Consider the following 14864-nt stretch of genomic DNA (forward strand, 5'->3'; position numbering starts at 1 on the left):
ATCAAACGCGAAGGTTTGCTACACTTGAGCAAAAGCAAAGCAATAACCGATTTTGGGCAAAAAACTGATAAGTGGCTTTGGGTGTTTACAATTCAAAGACCTTGCAAGAATTTTTAAAATCAAAAGAATTGGCCGATTCTTTTGTATAGGTTCTATCACAAATACTGCCAAAGTCTTACTTCTCTGCACTTGGCATCCTACAAAATTGAGCGGAATATCTGACATAAATAGCATTATGCTAAGGTATCATGCTGCTCTATAGTACAAACTGAGTACTCCCAGATCTTTAGCTTTTTTTAAGCGGTCATTTAGGAGTATATTGCATCAATATTTAAGTAACCAAAATCATAATTAATTTTAGCCTAAACCGCGTTATGAAGATTCTCTCCACTGTAGTCAACAATTATCGCAACCTCGACCAGATTTCATTAAAATTCGATAGTGAATGCAATTTCTTGGTTGGGGAGAATAACTTGGGTAAAACGAATCTGCTCACTTTGTTAAATATTTTATTTACCTCCAGAGCCTTCCAATTCGATGACTTCTTCGACATTACCAAACCCATAGAAATCGCGTTTCAATTGTCTTTAGCCGAAGCTGAAATCGGGCATTTCCAGGATTTGTTTGACGCAGCGGACTATTCTCTTATCAATATATCGGCCGTTCAGGAAAGCCCAGAAGACTCCATTAGTTTTTACCACACCGAAACATCGACGTTCATTGCGCCCGCACAGCTTCGCAACCTAAATTTTATCTACTACAGTTCATTAAGAAACCCCGCGTCAGAAATCAATTTTACAAGCGGTAAGGGAATAGGAAAATTTCTGAGAAATATGATTGCGCAGCATTTGACGGATGAAGGTATTACCGATGCCGAATTCCTCGACGTAGCCAAGGTCAGCAAACTCTTGGTCGACATCAACAAGAAAGTATCAAAAATCAAAGCCTTCAAAGACTTTAATATTAGCGCACATGCAGACGATAACAAAGAAGATTTACTTTCAAAAATCATTGTATTTAACGATGACAAAGGAGACAGTTTAAGTAAGACAGGCTATGGTGTCCAATTCCTCATTTTGATCACGCTTTCCATTTTGGAAAAGCTGTATGCCATCAAAGAGTTCAGAGGCGAGAAGGGCATTTTCGTGGACGACGCTACAGGTAAGCGGACTATCTCCCTGGTATTAGGTCTGGACGAACCGGAGATCCATTTACATCCGTATATGCAAAGGTCATTGATCAAATACCTTTGTGCCTTAGTCGATAATAAAAATGAAGGATTCAGCGAGTTAGTGAAAGAGCTTTTTGATGTTGATCAATTTACCGGGCAGGTGATCGTCGTTACCCATTCCCCGAACATTATTCTTAATAATTTCAAGCAAATTGTTCGTTTTTATAACGATGACGGTAAAACACGTATCGTTTCAGGTAGTAACATAACGCTAGACGCGCAATTGTCAAAACATTTGTTGATTCATTTTCCGTTCATCAAGGAAGCTTTTTTCTCCCGTTGCGCGATATTTGTCGAAGGGGCATCAGAAATTTCATCCTTTCCGGGATTTGCCAGCAAATTGTCCGTTGACTTGGATGAGTTTGGTATTTGTGTCATCCAGGCCGGCGGCGACGCGGTTAAACAACTCATGGACATAGCGGCGAAATTTGCGATACCTTCTGTTGGGATCAACGACCGCGACGATAAAACGGGCGTGAGTACGGTCCCTGATCTTTTTTGGACCGATAAACGCAATTTTGAAGACGAACTAATTACCTTAATTGATCAGGGAAAGGAAAACATCCTGAGAGCTATTTTGGCTGGCCGTGATTCAGAAGGTGCTGAACGCATCATGGAAGTTGGCGCGTTGAATAAAAAGGCCATTGGCACTTATAAGATAACAGCTACACCGTTCACGGCCCCACTTAAATTAGCCGACATAGCTGCAGGTGATAATATTGTGTTCAAGTGTTACTATGCCACTTGGTTTACGATTAATAAGGGATTTCCGCTGGGTCTTCTCATAGGGCAGCATTTGGGCGAACCAGAAATCCCGACAGTTTATAAAAACTTAATCGCACTTGCTAAATCCAAAGCGATATGAACACGCAGATTGTTCAAATGATCAAAGAGCGGATCGAAGCGAAGCATTCCGGCGACGCGCATCAACTGGACGTTATTTTTGATCCGGTTTCAAGATTAATTGTTGAAGCACCTGCCGGGTATGGCAAGACAAACACCATGGTGAGCAAAATCGCCTATATGATCGCAACCGGACAAATCCCAAATCCCAAAAAATTGCTGGCGCTAACTTTCAGCGTAAATGCGGCTTACAAAATTAAAAAGGACGTTGCGCTTCAAATACCCATACTATTAAAGGAAACCGGTTTACATTTTATTGTTACTGACAAAATTCAAGTATCGAATTACCATGGATTTTCAAGGTCAATTTTGAGAAAGTACGGCCGCTTGTTACATACAAGCCTTGCAGCAATAGATACCATCAAACCATTTGATGATAGTGCTGCCACCGCGACAATGACTGCGGTAAACGGCCTTACCTATGAGGATGCTAAATTCATGGAAGATTTTGCAGCGGGTATTAAAAGTGCGGTAACAATTTCCAGAGCAAATTTTGATAGGTATTGCTCCATTTTGATCGCCAAAGTCTTACCGTTAGGATTGATAACTTACAGTGGCATCATTGCCTTAACCATTAAACTTTTTGATACACAGCCTAACATCCTTCAATTTTACCATAAATTCTATACCTGCGTCCTGATTGATGAGTTTCAGGATACTAATTACTTATGTTACGTACTCTGTAAGCGCCTCATTACGCTCGACCGAAAGGCCATATTAATGGGTGATCCTTTACAAAGGATTTATGGATTTATCGGTGCGGTACCGGATTTGATGAACAAAGCGCAAGCTGACCTTCAGTTGGATAAGAAGTTTTTGGTTAAAAATTACCGCTTTGCTTCAAATCCTCAAATGTTGCAATTGGACCAAAATATCAGAAGAAACGCGGAAGCACCCCGAGCGCCGATAATCGATAAAGATGCGATCGTAAATTTGACTGTTCTGCCTGACCATGACACGGAAACAATCGCTGTAATTAATCAAGCAATAACTTTGGTTCAGCAGGATAATGCCGCAAAAGTCGCAGTTTTATTCAAGCAACGCGGACCGAACGTTAATAGGCTTATGGAGAATCTCGTACACAATCAGATTCCTTTTTTCAATGGCTTATTTACGGATGATGATGCCCGATATCTAAGATTTCATAAAGAGTGTCTGTTGGTATTTTTAGATTTACTGAGGACGGGCCAACGGATTACCAAACGTTTCGCCACGCAACTCACGGACAGGGTTAAAGCTGTATATAAAGAAGAGAACGATGATTTATTTGATTCACTTTTAAGTCTTCTGGAGGTTTTTTGGCAAAAGTTTTTTGTGGACTATGTCCAGGTGAATAATGAAGAAAGAATTGATCTTGCAAGAGATATGTTTGAAAACAATGGTTTGAAGCAATACCTTGAATTTGTACAAGCATCTGTTGTGCTTACAACTGTACATGCAGCGAAAGGGCTGGAATGGGAATACGTTATTATTCCGGATATGGAACAGGACTCTTTTCCTAATTACAACGGTGGGCTTTGTGCGCGTGGCCAATGCGCTTTTAGGGCAAATTGCCAACTCGTGGTTAGTGCAACAAATGAACGGAGCTTTTTAGAAGAACTCAGTGTTTTTTATGTTGCCATCACGCGCGCCCGCAGAGAGGTCTATTTCTTTGCCAGTAGTCGGGATGCCCGCAGTTATCCAAAACCCTTAAGTTGTTTTATGAAAATCCCCGGAATCAAATACTAATGTGCCATTTCGAGGTAACGGCAAAATGCGTTGGCCAATTTCATTTGTTCAGGGTTCCGGCAATCGGGTTCAAATAATTTTGGGCTGGCCACCAAGATAAAGACCGCCTTTGCTCGGGAAACTGCCACATTCAGCCGGTTAGCACTGTAAAGGAAATCCATTCCCCTCGGAGCGTCTTCAGGATTTGAGGTTGCCATCGAGAAAATTACGACCGGGGCTTCCTGGCCCTGAAATTTATCAACTGTTCCTACAGCTATTCCATTTAGCGTTTTATTTATCGCATCGACTTGTGCATTATAGGGTGCGATCACTTTGATATCCGCATTGGTTAATTGGCGGATTTTACCCTGGTTATCATTAAACATGACCTGGCCTTGTAGCAGCTCATTCACAATCGCTCCGACCGTGGCCGCTTCTTCGGGCGAGTTACTTTGGTTGCCGTCATGGGTAACGGGAACAAACCATAGGCCCGAACCTGAGAATTTAGGATGACCTGTTAGCATTTGTTGTTCCAGACCTGGTCTTGAATTCAGCCGACTATCATAAAATAATTCGGAAACAAAAGCGCAGATCGAAGGGTGTAGTCGCCAAGTTTCGTCAAGGAATACACCTTTGTCCGCCGGAATCGTTTGATGTCCCTGCAGGATATGTTCGAGCGCGGAAACTTCAGTTCCTTCCGGATGGCTGCCTTGTAGCGGTTGCTTGAGTTGCTGGGGGTCACCCAGCAAGACCAAGCTATCTGCCGATTCTGCAATCGCCAAGGTATCGACCAGTGAAAATTGCCCTGCTTCATCAATAACCAGTACATCAACGGTTGCTTCCATATCCTCTCGTGACCAAAGCCAGGATGTACCGGCAGCTATTTGGGCAGTTCCGGATCGCAAAGCGGCGACCACTGCGCCATTGTCTTTTGTTTCGGTTAAGCCCACCTTCGTAAACTCGCCGGGTGCGCTTACTTTCTGAATACAGTTCAACGTGATACCTTTTTGCTCCGCCATTTCCAACACTTTATCCAATAAGCCGCGGATTACTTTGTGGCTCAGCGCAGTGATACCAACTTGTTTGCCCGCAGCGATCAATTCGAGTATCATGAGCGCAGCCGTATGGCTTTTTCCTGCACCTGGAGGTCCTTGTATTGCCAAAACACCGTGGGACAAATGATTGGCCCATACAATGGCTTTTTCTTGAGCGTTAGCTGTTTCGGGAAATACCGTACTTGTCCGTGGGGGTAGGCCTAATAAAAGATCACGGGCGGCGCGATATTCAGGGCCGGGATGATCGATCCCGTTAGCCAGTACCCAGTTTGCCAGCCGAATAATGGCCGGTGGCTTATTTTCATCGGTAATAAAATCGAAATTGAAAACCGCGTAAGGATGTATGGCTTCAATCTTGGGGCCCTTTTTGATCGACACCAACCCTAATTCCAGGTCGATAGCTACCACCTCTCCGAAACTCTCGCCATCGCCTGTCTTCAGACTATCGCCCGGTGCAAGGTCACTGTCCTGTAAGGGCATCCGGTATTCGTCAACAAAACTCCTTTTGACAGTTTCCCTTGTCCCGGTAAATTCTAAACCGGCCAACGCCACTTTTTCGTCGAGCATTTCATGATCTGGCATCTCGCAAAGCCGGAAATATTCCCACCATTTAGATTTGTTTTCTCTTCGATGCCAGTCCAGCATATTCGCCAATAGCCATAAGCCTTGTTGCAATGGATCGCGCTCTTCCCGGTTAAGGGAGATGCCATTCATCAACTGCCTGTAAAGTTCGAGGATCATTAACTGATGTTCGCTCAAGGCTTCACTGGCTTCACCCGACCGCGGTTCAGGCCTTGAAATATCAGTGCCATTAGTTATAAAGCCTGACCGAAGGTCTTCCAGCCAACCCCTAAGCCGCCGGGTTGACAGGCAATCCTCCAGGTTATATTGGGCAACTGCTGCAAAAACCTCTTCTGGAATGTCATCCGTTTGGTTCCTTTCCAGGAAGCGTTCCATATTTCTCAGATTCAAAGAAGCCTGCCGCAATTCCATCTGACGCTCGAAAGCATGAAACACCTCCAATTCTTTTAGTGAATAAGCCTCAATTCCTGCGCGCAATGCTTGTTTGGTCACGCTATGCAAATCAATAAAGACGCCACCCCGCAGCAGCTCATCCAATTCTTTTTCACAACAATTATATTTCCCCATCAAGCGCTTCAAGGCGACCGGTTCATAAGGCGAATAATGATAAATATGCATATCCGGGAAGCCCTCCAGCAAAGTGCCTACGGTCCCAATGAAAGTTTCAAAAGCTTCCTTTTCAGCCTGGGCGTCTAATGCCCATATCGCATGATAATCCTGTTCACTTTCACTGGCCAACTGCCAGCCGAAGAGATATTCCATACCACCTTTGCCGGCAAAGGGATCGCTCTCCAAATCAAAAAACAAATCTCCCGGAGATGGCAATGGAAGCCGGGACAATCCAATACCTTCCTCAATATCCAATAGTTCGTAAACAGGTGCCTTTGTATTCCTTGCCTCCAACTGCACCCTTGCTTGCTCGCGAAGCCTTAAAAAGGTAGCAGCTGACCCTCTTGATGGTTTGAAACCAGCCGGCAAGGCCTGCTCGCCTAAGCCAGCTAATGTTAAAATATTTTGGCGCGCCAGTTCCGTTCGCTGTCCGTTAGACAGGCCGGCCACCAGGGAAAGATGGTCATCGGCTCTCCGGTGACTATCGCAATGGTGCCACCAGTTACAAATATTACAATGTGGCGTTGGATGAGGATAGGTTTCCTTTGATGTTGTCCCCGTCGCGATCATTTGCAGCAATTGCTTTTGGACCAACCGGTGATAAGCCATGAAGTCATCCACTCGGTAGGTCTGCAAAGGAGCTTCTTCGTCCGGTGTGATCACATACATGAATTCCGGCATTACGCCCTGAATCTTACCGATCAGCTGCGAATACAAACAAAGCTGCAAAATAGTCTCTGCGCGTGTTTCCTTGGCCAATTTAGAATCCATCACCTCGTAAGACCAGTTACCCAATTTACTTGGGCGGTCCACTTTTTTTAGAAAATCTGCACGGCCATTCCAAGTTCCGTCATCCAGCGTGGCCTGGTAAATATAATCTTGCCCCTGCAACATGGAGCGCGTCGTCCGCGCGAACCCGGAATCATTGCCGCTTTCAAACTCGTCTTCCACCTGAAAGCCATCGGCTTTTAATTGCGCTAAATAGTCCGCCTCGAAAGCCTGGCCCCGTTCCTGTAAAATTGCCAGTAAGGGATCACGATACTCCGGCCTTTCCAGCAAACCTTCGAGAGCAGATAACTCCAGGAAACTTAAATGATGACAAGCGATATAATTGGAAAGGTCGGTCGCTGACAATTGCAGCTGACCATTGGATTTTCTCATAATTCGGCTAAAAGGTTAACCAAATGTAACTAAATACTTATTGAACAGTGCTTTTCATATAGGCAGTTCGTTCAATATTTTTTTCTGGACACGCCAGCCAGGCAGGTAACGGTCCATAAGCAGAATGAAATTCTTGTTATGATGGCGTTCAATTAAGTGTACGAGTTCATGTACAACAATATATTCGATACAATCTAATGGCTTTTTTGCCAATTCAATATTGAACCATAAATGTTGGTTACCGGTAACGCAGCTGCCCCATTTCGTTTTCATTTGACGAATGCCATAAGCCGGTTTGGTGAGGTGCATAAATTTGCAGTATTGATCGACATACCGGTCAAGCTGTTTACGTAATTCCCTACGGTACCAGCTGTATAATATCTTACGTTTCTCGGGAGCAGTAGCGCTTTCTGGAGCTAATAATTCAATTTTTGAATGTTTAAGCCTTACTTTAATATGCCTGGCACCGTCGACTTTTAACAAGTACCGCTCACCTAAAAAGAAATGGCTTTCCTGAGTGATATACTCTTTTTGGGGTTCTCTTTCCTGAGCAGTGATCTTTTTCTGTTCTTTTTTGATCCAGGGCAATTTGGTTGCCGCATACACACGGATCTTATCGAGTGCAATATGCTGTGGAGCGGAGACAGTCACTTTGCCATCAGGAGGGTGAACACTCAAATGCACATTACGGATCTCTTTAAAACTGACCTCTATATCAACATTCCCAACCCTGATCAATTCCATTATCTGTAATCTTCCTTATTAGCATCTACAATCTGGTAAATTTCCACCACTTTCTCCTTATCCTTAACGACATCGTAGATCGCCTTTTTTAATAAATTTCTTTTGGCCAGGTTATCCCGAAAGCCATCTTGTTTATAGTGCAGTATAGCTGAATCACAAGCAAGTGCTAGCGGCTCGTTATCCAAAATGTTAAAGATCGCTTGTTTACCCCGCGTATTCAACGATGGTGGCAGATCGTTGGTACGGCCGGTGTTCACGGTCTTAACAAATTCAACCATCTTTTTCAAATACTCCTGGTACTTGATGATGCCTCTTTTACGCTCTTCGATCAATTCCATCAGTAAGGCACTCATGCGTTCAAAGTATTTCGGGTCCAGCAAATGTTCCTGGATCAGCTTGGAGCGAACGTTATTTTCAATGGCTTCCGCCACGGCTTCCTCGCTACCGCGAATGGATTCCGGCAATGATGCCAATGCGTGATCGAGATCAGCCGCGATCAACTCCAATAACGAGATATCATCAAACGGCGAAACTTTTTGTGCGTCTTCGGCCTGGATATAATGGTCGATCAGGAAACGCATATCCGCTTCGTAAGCTTTCAAGTCCAGCGTTTCGCCGCTGGCAATACGTATGGTTTCACGTAGGTGCAAGTAAAACTCCAGTCGCTCGTCGAAGCGTTTGATTTCTTTTCCGTTGTACCCAGCTACTTCCATTTCGGGTTTAAGATTGGTGTAGGACCGGATATAGGCGACTATAGCTTTGTATAATGCGACCCGTTTATGTTCATTCGCTTTAAGATCACTTTCGATCTCCGTATTACCGCAAAAATAATGGATAAACTGCAGGTCCTTTCTGGGATTTTCTACCGGTTCGCAAAGTGCTTCTAAAGTTTCCAGCGCGACATCTAATTGTTCGCGCATCATTTTCAGGCGGTCCTTTAGAACGACTTCAACCTCTTCTTTGGTGAACCCTTCGCTATCCAATTCGGAAGTATATAGATTGATCGAATCCGCTACGTTCCCAAACAGTTCCATATAATCGACGATGTAGCCAAATTCCTTGTCCTCGGTATCGAGCCGGTTCACGCGGCAAATCGCCTGGAACAAAGTATGGTCCTGCATTTTTTTATCAATGTAAATGTAGGAGCATGGCGGCGCGTCAAAGCCAGTCAGCAACTTAGACACGACGATCAATAGTTTCATGCGGGCCGGTTCTTTGCGGAACTTTTCCTTTGCGTCCAGCTCGTAACTCTCGGTTTTGGTTTTATTCGCCCTGACAGTAACGTCTTTTAATAATTTCTGGTAAGTACTGTAAATAAATTCTTTATCAGTTTCTGTATTGGCGCCGGTGTCTTCTGTTGTAATGTCACCGGTCTGCGGGTTATAGGAAGTGATTAGTCCCGCTTTGCCTTTCAATTCCGTTTCTTCGAATAACGTATAATATTTACATGCCTCATAAATACTGGAGGCTACGAGGATCGCATTGCCCATCTGCGATGAAAGCCTCGGCTTGGTATTAAAATCGAATATGATATCCTGGACGATCTTTTCCATGCGGGATTTACTACTCAGCACGCGCTGCATAGTTCCCCATTTCTTTTTTAGTTCGTTTTTCTGGAAGTCATTCAAACCTCGCGTTTTAGCATCAAACCACTCATCCACGCGGTTTTGCGAGGATAGTTTTTGCACGATATCGCGACCTTCATACATAAGATCTTTCACAACACCATCCGCCACGGCTTCGTTGAATTTATAGGTATGAATATACCGGCCAAAAACTTCAACTGATTTTTGCTTATCCTCTTTCAGCAGTGGCGTTCCGGTAAACCCAATAAACACTGCATTTCCCAAAATCGCTTTCATCGTTTCGTTAAGTTTGCCGCTTTGGGTGCGGTGACACTCATCTACAAATACAAATATATCCCCTTGGGTCTGCAATGGGTTTTCCTTCAGTTCCTTAATAAATGAATCATAATCCGCCTCACCCTTATTCCCAAATTTATGGATCAGCGAGCAAATCAAACGCGGTTTGGTCGCCGTCAGGTACTCGATCAGCTCCCGCCCGGATTGCGTTCGGGCAATATCTTTTTCACCGGCATCATTAAATACCCGTTCGATCTGTTCATCCAGTTCAGTGCGGTCCGTCAGGATGACTATGCGGGAATTATCTATGTTTTCCAATATCCACTTGCCCAGCAAAACCATCATCAGGCTCTTACCACTGCCTTGGGTATGCCAAATAATTCCGCCTTCGCGCCGGCGCACAAATTGCTGTGCTTCTTTTAGGCCGTGATATTGGTGCGCACGGGGTAGCTTTTTTACGCCTGCGTCAAAAATAACTCCGTTATAAAGCAGGTCGATAAACCGCTCTTTGTTGCATATTTTTTTGAGGTACTTATCCAGTTTATAACCACTATTGTCCAGCTCATCCTCTTTCCAGGCGAGGTAATATTTTTCGCCGGTTTCAATCGTTCCGTAACGTAAGCCCTGGGTATTATTACCGGCGAAAATGAACTGGATACTGGTATAGAACAATTCATTAAAAGTTTCCCTGGAGTTACTGATGTTTTGCCTGATACTTTCCGCAATATCAACGGTTCCCCGCTTCAATTCAATAACGCCGATGGCTATACCATTAATATATAACACCAGGTCAGGGCGACGGGTCAAATTGCCGTTTAATGTTACCTCTTCAGCGATACCGAAATCATTGTTTTTCCAATTCACCCAATCGATCGGGTAAACTGTTTCAAATTGTTCTCCTAATTCGGGCCTAACCTTAACTCCATACCTTATTAATGAATAAAATGCTTTGTTCCGGTCATAAATATTCCCCGATGAAGTTGTCGCAAGCAAAGTAACTTCGTCGATGGCTTTCTGCAACAACGCATCCGTGTAACCCTGTTTTTTTAAAAACGCTTTGAGATACTTGCCTTCAACGTTGCAGTTTTTCTCCCGCTCCTCCCAATTTCCATAATACACATAACCCAATTGCTGCGTGAACAAAGCGATAACGCGCTCCTGGGTAATACGTTCTATTGGATTGATTGCGTTCATGATTAAAGTACAAGTTATTGTAAATCTACCTCAATTAATTTTATTCATTATTAATCGTTAAAGAATTAATACCTACACGTATTTTTCCTTTAAGTAATTGCCCTGTCATTCCTTGCGAAACTCGACGAGCCTTAAATAATTGATTTTCTAAAGCATCAATTTCTTCTTCCATTTCTGATAAAATCTCTGCGATGTTTACTTGTTCGTTTATAGGTGGTAGGGGGATCTCAACAATTTTTAGTGAAGACTTCGAAAGGCTAAAAACTTTCAATCCAGTCGCTAGTGCGTCGAATTGTCTTTTAACGAACGAGCTGTGAGGAATAAAACCTTTGAAACCGGGCGCGAAATACCCTACTTCGTCACGCAACAAAAACGTGTGCAAACCAGCAATAATCTTTTCTTTAGTTAAGTTTTTAACTTCAACGCTTTTGCCTATCCCATTGTAATCTTCAGAAGCATCTGCCATCACGAGGTCTCCATTTTTCAGAAATTGGCAAGATTTTACTTTATCTAACGAAATTGTAGGAAAGACAGACTTTGGCAGATCAAGATGGAAGGTCCATTTGGTATGAATATCACCGTAATGAACGTATCCAATTGATTCATCCATCGACAATTGAGCTCTTGAATAGGAAGCGGTACTTAGAAATCTAAAAGCCTCGTCGAAAGTGATTGTTTTCCAATGCTTCTTTGGAGTAAGCAATCTTTGCATTACACCGTTTTTTACACGACGCTTCTTATCTATTAATGCTTCTAAACTTTCAATCCAGCAATCGGTATCGTAAAGTATTTTTGCGATTGCCTTCTGTTCATTTTTGGGCGGAATGGGAATTGCCATTTCGGAAATCATATCCATACGAACACTATCAACTGATGATTTTGCGGTCATTTGCATTATGCGTTGATAGAAGTTATTTTGAAAATATTTAAAAAGAAAAAAACCATCTATTTCATTTTCAAAATGGGATAACCTATAGACCCTTTGGTGACAATCAAATTTACCATTTATATAGTGGAAGACTTTTCCTACGCCTACACCGTCTCCGGCGGTAAGAATGGCTTCACCGTCATAGGAATAAGAATCAATTCGTTCAATATTTTGCGACCTGACGAAAAACGGATAAATTCCATTTTCTTTTTTATCCTGGGTATTCTTTCCGCCAGTTTTGATTTGCGAGATCTCCTTAATCTTACTGACATACCAGTTCTCCGGTAATAATCCAAGCTCTGTACTTTTTTTACTTTCGCCAGCAATAGCATTGTTTATTGTCATAAGGAGTTTTTTGTAGTTGTCTCGAAACCCATGCTTTCGAGGTGCATTTTTACTTTCTTTTCAAGCACGTTTGCTGCATCTTCCAAATCGGGAAGCGGTACACAATAATTGTCAGCAATGTCAATTATTCGCTGAGCCAAGTTGCGACTGATTGTAGATTGCAGTTGATTCAATGAAGATTGTAAGCTTGCATTCCACTTTCTATTAATCACCACTTCTTTGATTTCCTCTTCGCTTAACTTGGGATATAAATCAATCACTGATTTTTCTATCGTTAGCTTAGCAAACTTGATCAAATTTTCAATATTCTTAATTGCTTCATTGACATTGATGAAGTTTTCAATAACATTGATTTCTTCCTTCGGCGCTTTTTCTTTTTTTCGTTGCTTTAGCAAATTTTTTACTGTGGTCAAATTCACCTTATCCAGTTCTATAAAAACCGTGTTCTCTAAGTCATTTTCAAGCTCAGAGGACTGTAGCTGTGCCTTTAGGGTCTCAATTTCTGCCTCGAAATTCTTAACCGTATCCCACTGCTCCCCAAGATAAACCTCAATCAATAAATTGGGGCTAATCATCCGCCCGACTATTCCCTCAAGCCCGTCAATTACTTTTTCTTTGCCTACTTTTCCGTCTTTGCCTTTTTTGCCTTTTATAATTAATCGCTCCCAATCATTACCAGCTCGCCAATCATCAAGCGAAATGCTATACATGTCATCTTGCATTGCTGCTGCCCAATAAATCATAAGTTCTTCGTAAATGTCATACGCGTCCAACAGTTTGTTATTAGCAAATGTTGCCAGCAAATCGTCGCACATTATCTGTAGCGTCTCTTTGGGATGAAAGCCTGGTTTCAGATTTTTCCACAGGTTTGTTTGCTTATTGGACCATTCGTTAAATTCGATCTGAAGCGTTTTATTAAAAGCAATGAATTCGCGATGCTCGAAAATGTTATTTTTTATCAGCTCGGAAGGGATGTTGAGCTGTAGATAGCCTGGCCGGATTTGACTAAACAGGTCACTTCTTAAATTAGGATAAACTTTCCAATATCGATGCAAGCTGTCTATTTCAGAAATAGGAATTCCTCCGTGCAAGTGAGCCATTATATCCTGCAAATCTTCGTCATCTTGTACTTCAATATACCGGGGAATATTTAAGTTATAGTCGTTTTTAGGTTCCGCAATTTCACTGAGCGGCACAATACGACTGTATTTGGGCAGAGGTTCCATTGTTTCGAACACATCCGTGATTTTCCGAATATCTTGCTCGCGAAGGCGGTTTTTATTCCCATCTTTTTTAAATTCCCGGCTTGCATCGATCATAAAAACTGCTTTACGTGACGCAGCATTTTCCTTATCTAAAATAATTATGCAGGCGGGAATTCCTGTCCCATAAAACAGATTGGGCGGCAATCCAATTATTCCTTTTATATAGCCCTTTTTAATTAGGTTTTTACGTATTTCTCCTTCAGCATTACCACGAAATAAAACACCGTGTGGCAATACTACCGCCGCCTTTCCCGTTGATTTTAAGGAGCTCAAAATGTGTAAAAGGAAAGCAAAATCGCCATTCTTTTCTGGTGGTACACCATATTCGAACCGACCGAATTCATCATTGTCCGTTGACACTCCATTACCCCAGTTAACTAGGGAAAAAGGCGGATTTGCGACGATGTAATCGAATTTTTTTAATTTGCCGTCTTCTTGTTTATAAGCAGGTTTGCTAAGTGTATTATCGGCGACAATTGTTGCTGTTTCGGCACCATGCAATATCATATTCATGCGGGCTAAGTTGGCAGTCGCCGACTCTTTTTCTTGGCCGTAGAGGTCGATATTTTTGCCTGCCTCCAGCATCACTTTTAACAGCAGCGAGCCCGATCCGCACGTTGGATCATAGGCCATTGTTTGGGTTGTAGAATTGCGCTGGTTGATGCCGATCACCTTAGCCAGCACCCGGCTAACCTCGGCCGGGGTGTAGAACTGCCCCTTGGATTTGCCTGATTCGGTAGCGAAATGCCGCATCAGGAATTCGTAGGCGTCCCCTAAGATATCATCGCCCTCGGCGTTGTTACCTGAAAAGTTTAGTTTTGGATCATTAAAGATAAGAACCAGGTTACTAACCGTTTCGATCAGGTCCTTACCTTTACCCAATTTGTTCTCATCGGCAAAGTCAGGAAACTCATTAAGCTTATTGGCTTCCTTAATCGGGTTAAGAATCTTTTTATTGATAGAATCGCCGATCTGCGGTTTACCAACAAGGGCGACCATATCGTCAAAGCTGGCACCTTCCGGGACAGTTATCGCACCAAAGGGCTGGTCTTTGTATTTGTCGGAAATATACTTTACAAACAGTAAAGTTAAGACGTAGTCTTTATATTGAGAAGCATCCATGCCACCGCGCAGCTCATCACAACTTGCCCAAAGCGAACTATATAATTCAGATTTCTTTATTGCCATTCAAATAGGTTTCGGAATAATTTCGTTAAAAATATTGAAAAGTAAGGGTATAAAAGATTAAAAAATGATTATGGCCCTTTGGGCTCTGCC

General features: G+C 42.8%; 7 protein-coding genes. 2 read left to right on the forward strand and 5 right to left on the reverse strand.

The features are described from left to right. Positions 1-374: 374 nt before the first annotated feature. Together ABIB50_RS05895 and ABIB50_RS05900 are read left to right on the forward strand one after the other, a co-directional pair. A complete protein-coding gene (locus ABIB50_RS05895; protein WP_429378061.1) occupies positions 375-2096 on the forward strand; it encodes an ATP-dependent nuclease in 1722 nt (573 codons plus the stop codon). Next, on the forward strand, positions 2093-3862 hold the full coding sequence (locus tag ABIB50_RS05900) for a UvrD-helicase domain-containing protein (protein ID WP_429378063.1): 1770 nt from the start codon (positions 2093-2095) through the stop codon (positions 3860-3862). The genes ABIB50_RS05895 and ABIB50_RS05900 overlap by 4 nt, the downstream gene beginning before the upstream one ends. Here ABIB50_RS05900 and ABIB50_RS05905 read toward each other — a convergent pair. The 5 genes from ABIB50_RS05905 to ABIB50_RS05925 are packed head-to-tail and all read right to left on the reverse strand — an operon-like array spanning position 3859 to position 14774. Next, positions 3859-7248: a TM0106 family RecB-like putative nuclease gene (locus tag ABIB50_RS05905; protein WP_429378065.1), complete on the reverse strand. Its 3390-nt coding sequence runs from the start codon at positions 7246-7248 to the stop codon at positions 3859-3861. The two genes, ABIB50_RS05900 and ABIB50_RS05905, sit on opposite strands and share 4 nt — an antisense overlap. 54 nt (positions 7249-7302) lie before the next feature. After that, entirely contained in the window at positions 7303-7992 is a 690-nt protein-coding gene (locus ABIB50_RS05910; RefSeq protein ID WP_429378067.1) for a M48 family metallopeptidase, read from the reverse strand. Further along, positions 7992-11048 carry a type I restriction endonuclease subunit R gene (locus tag ABIB50_RS05915; RefSeq protein WP_429378069.1) on the reverse strand — a complete coding sequence of 1019 codons (3057 nt, stop codon included), beginning with the start codon at positions 11046-11048 and terminating at the stop codon, positions 7992-7994. The genes ABIB50_RS05910 and ABIB50_RS05915 overlap by 1 nt, the downstream gene beginning before the upstream one ends. A gap of 40 nt (positions 11049-11088) precedes the next feature. Further along, on the reverse strand, positions 11089-12321 hold the full coding sequence (locus tag ABIB50_RS05920; protein ID WP_429378070.1) for a restriction endonuclease subunit S: 1233 nt from the start codon (positions 12319-12321) through the stop codon (positions 11089-11091). Next, positions 12318-14774: a type I restriction-modification system subunit M gene (locus ABIB50_RS05925; protein WP_429378071.1), complete on the reverse strand. Its 2457-nt coding sequence runs from the start codon at positions 14772-14774 to the stop codon at positions 12318-12320. Before ABIB50_RS05925 ends, ABIB50_RS05920 begins: the two co-directional genes overlap by 4 nt. Positions 14775-14864: the final 90 nt, after the last annotated feature.

It is taken from the genome of Mucilaginibacter sp. UYCu711, from assembly GCF_050433825.1.
Classification (GTDB): domain Bacteria; phylum Bacteroidota; class Bacteroidia; order Sphingobacteriales; family Sphingobacteriaceae; genus Mucilaginibacter.

What these genes read in the sequence shown, in the direction of transcription:
- ABIB50_RS05920 (WP_429378070.1), bottom strand. Translation starts at nt 12,321, where the DNA reads ATGACAATAAACAATGCTATTGCTGGCGAAAGTAAAAAAAGTACAGAG.
- ABIB50_RS05915 (WP_429378069.1), bottom strand. Translation starts at nt 11,048, where the DNA reads ATGAACGCAATCAATCCAATAGAACGTATTACCCAGGAGCGCGTTATC.
- ABIB50_RS05895 (WP_429378061.1), top strand. Translation starts at nt 375, where the DNA reads ATGAAGATTCTCTCCACTGTAGTCAACAATTATCGCAACCTCGACCAG.
- ABIB50_RS05905 (WP_429378065.1), bottom strand. Translation starts at nt 7,248, where the DNA reads ATGAGAAAATCCAATGGTCAGCTGCAATTGTCAGCGACCGACCTTTCC.
- ABIB50_RS05925 (WP_429378071.1), bottom strand. Translation starts at nt 14,774, where the DNA reads ATGGCAATAAAGAAATCTGAATTATATAGTTCGCTTTGGGCAAGTTGT.
- ABIB50_RS05900 (WP_429378063.1), top strand. Translation starts at nt 2,093, where the DNA reads ATGAACACGCAGATTGTTCAAATGATCAAAGAGCGGATCGAAGCGAAG.
- ABIB50_RS05910 (WP_429378067.1), bottom strand. Translation starts at nt 7,992, where the DNA reads ATGGAATTGATCAGGGTTGGGAATGTTGATATAGAGGTCAGTTTTAAA.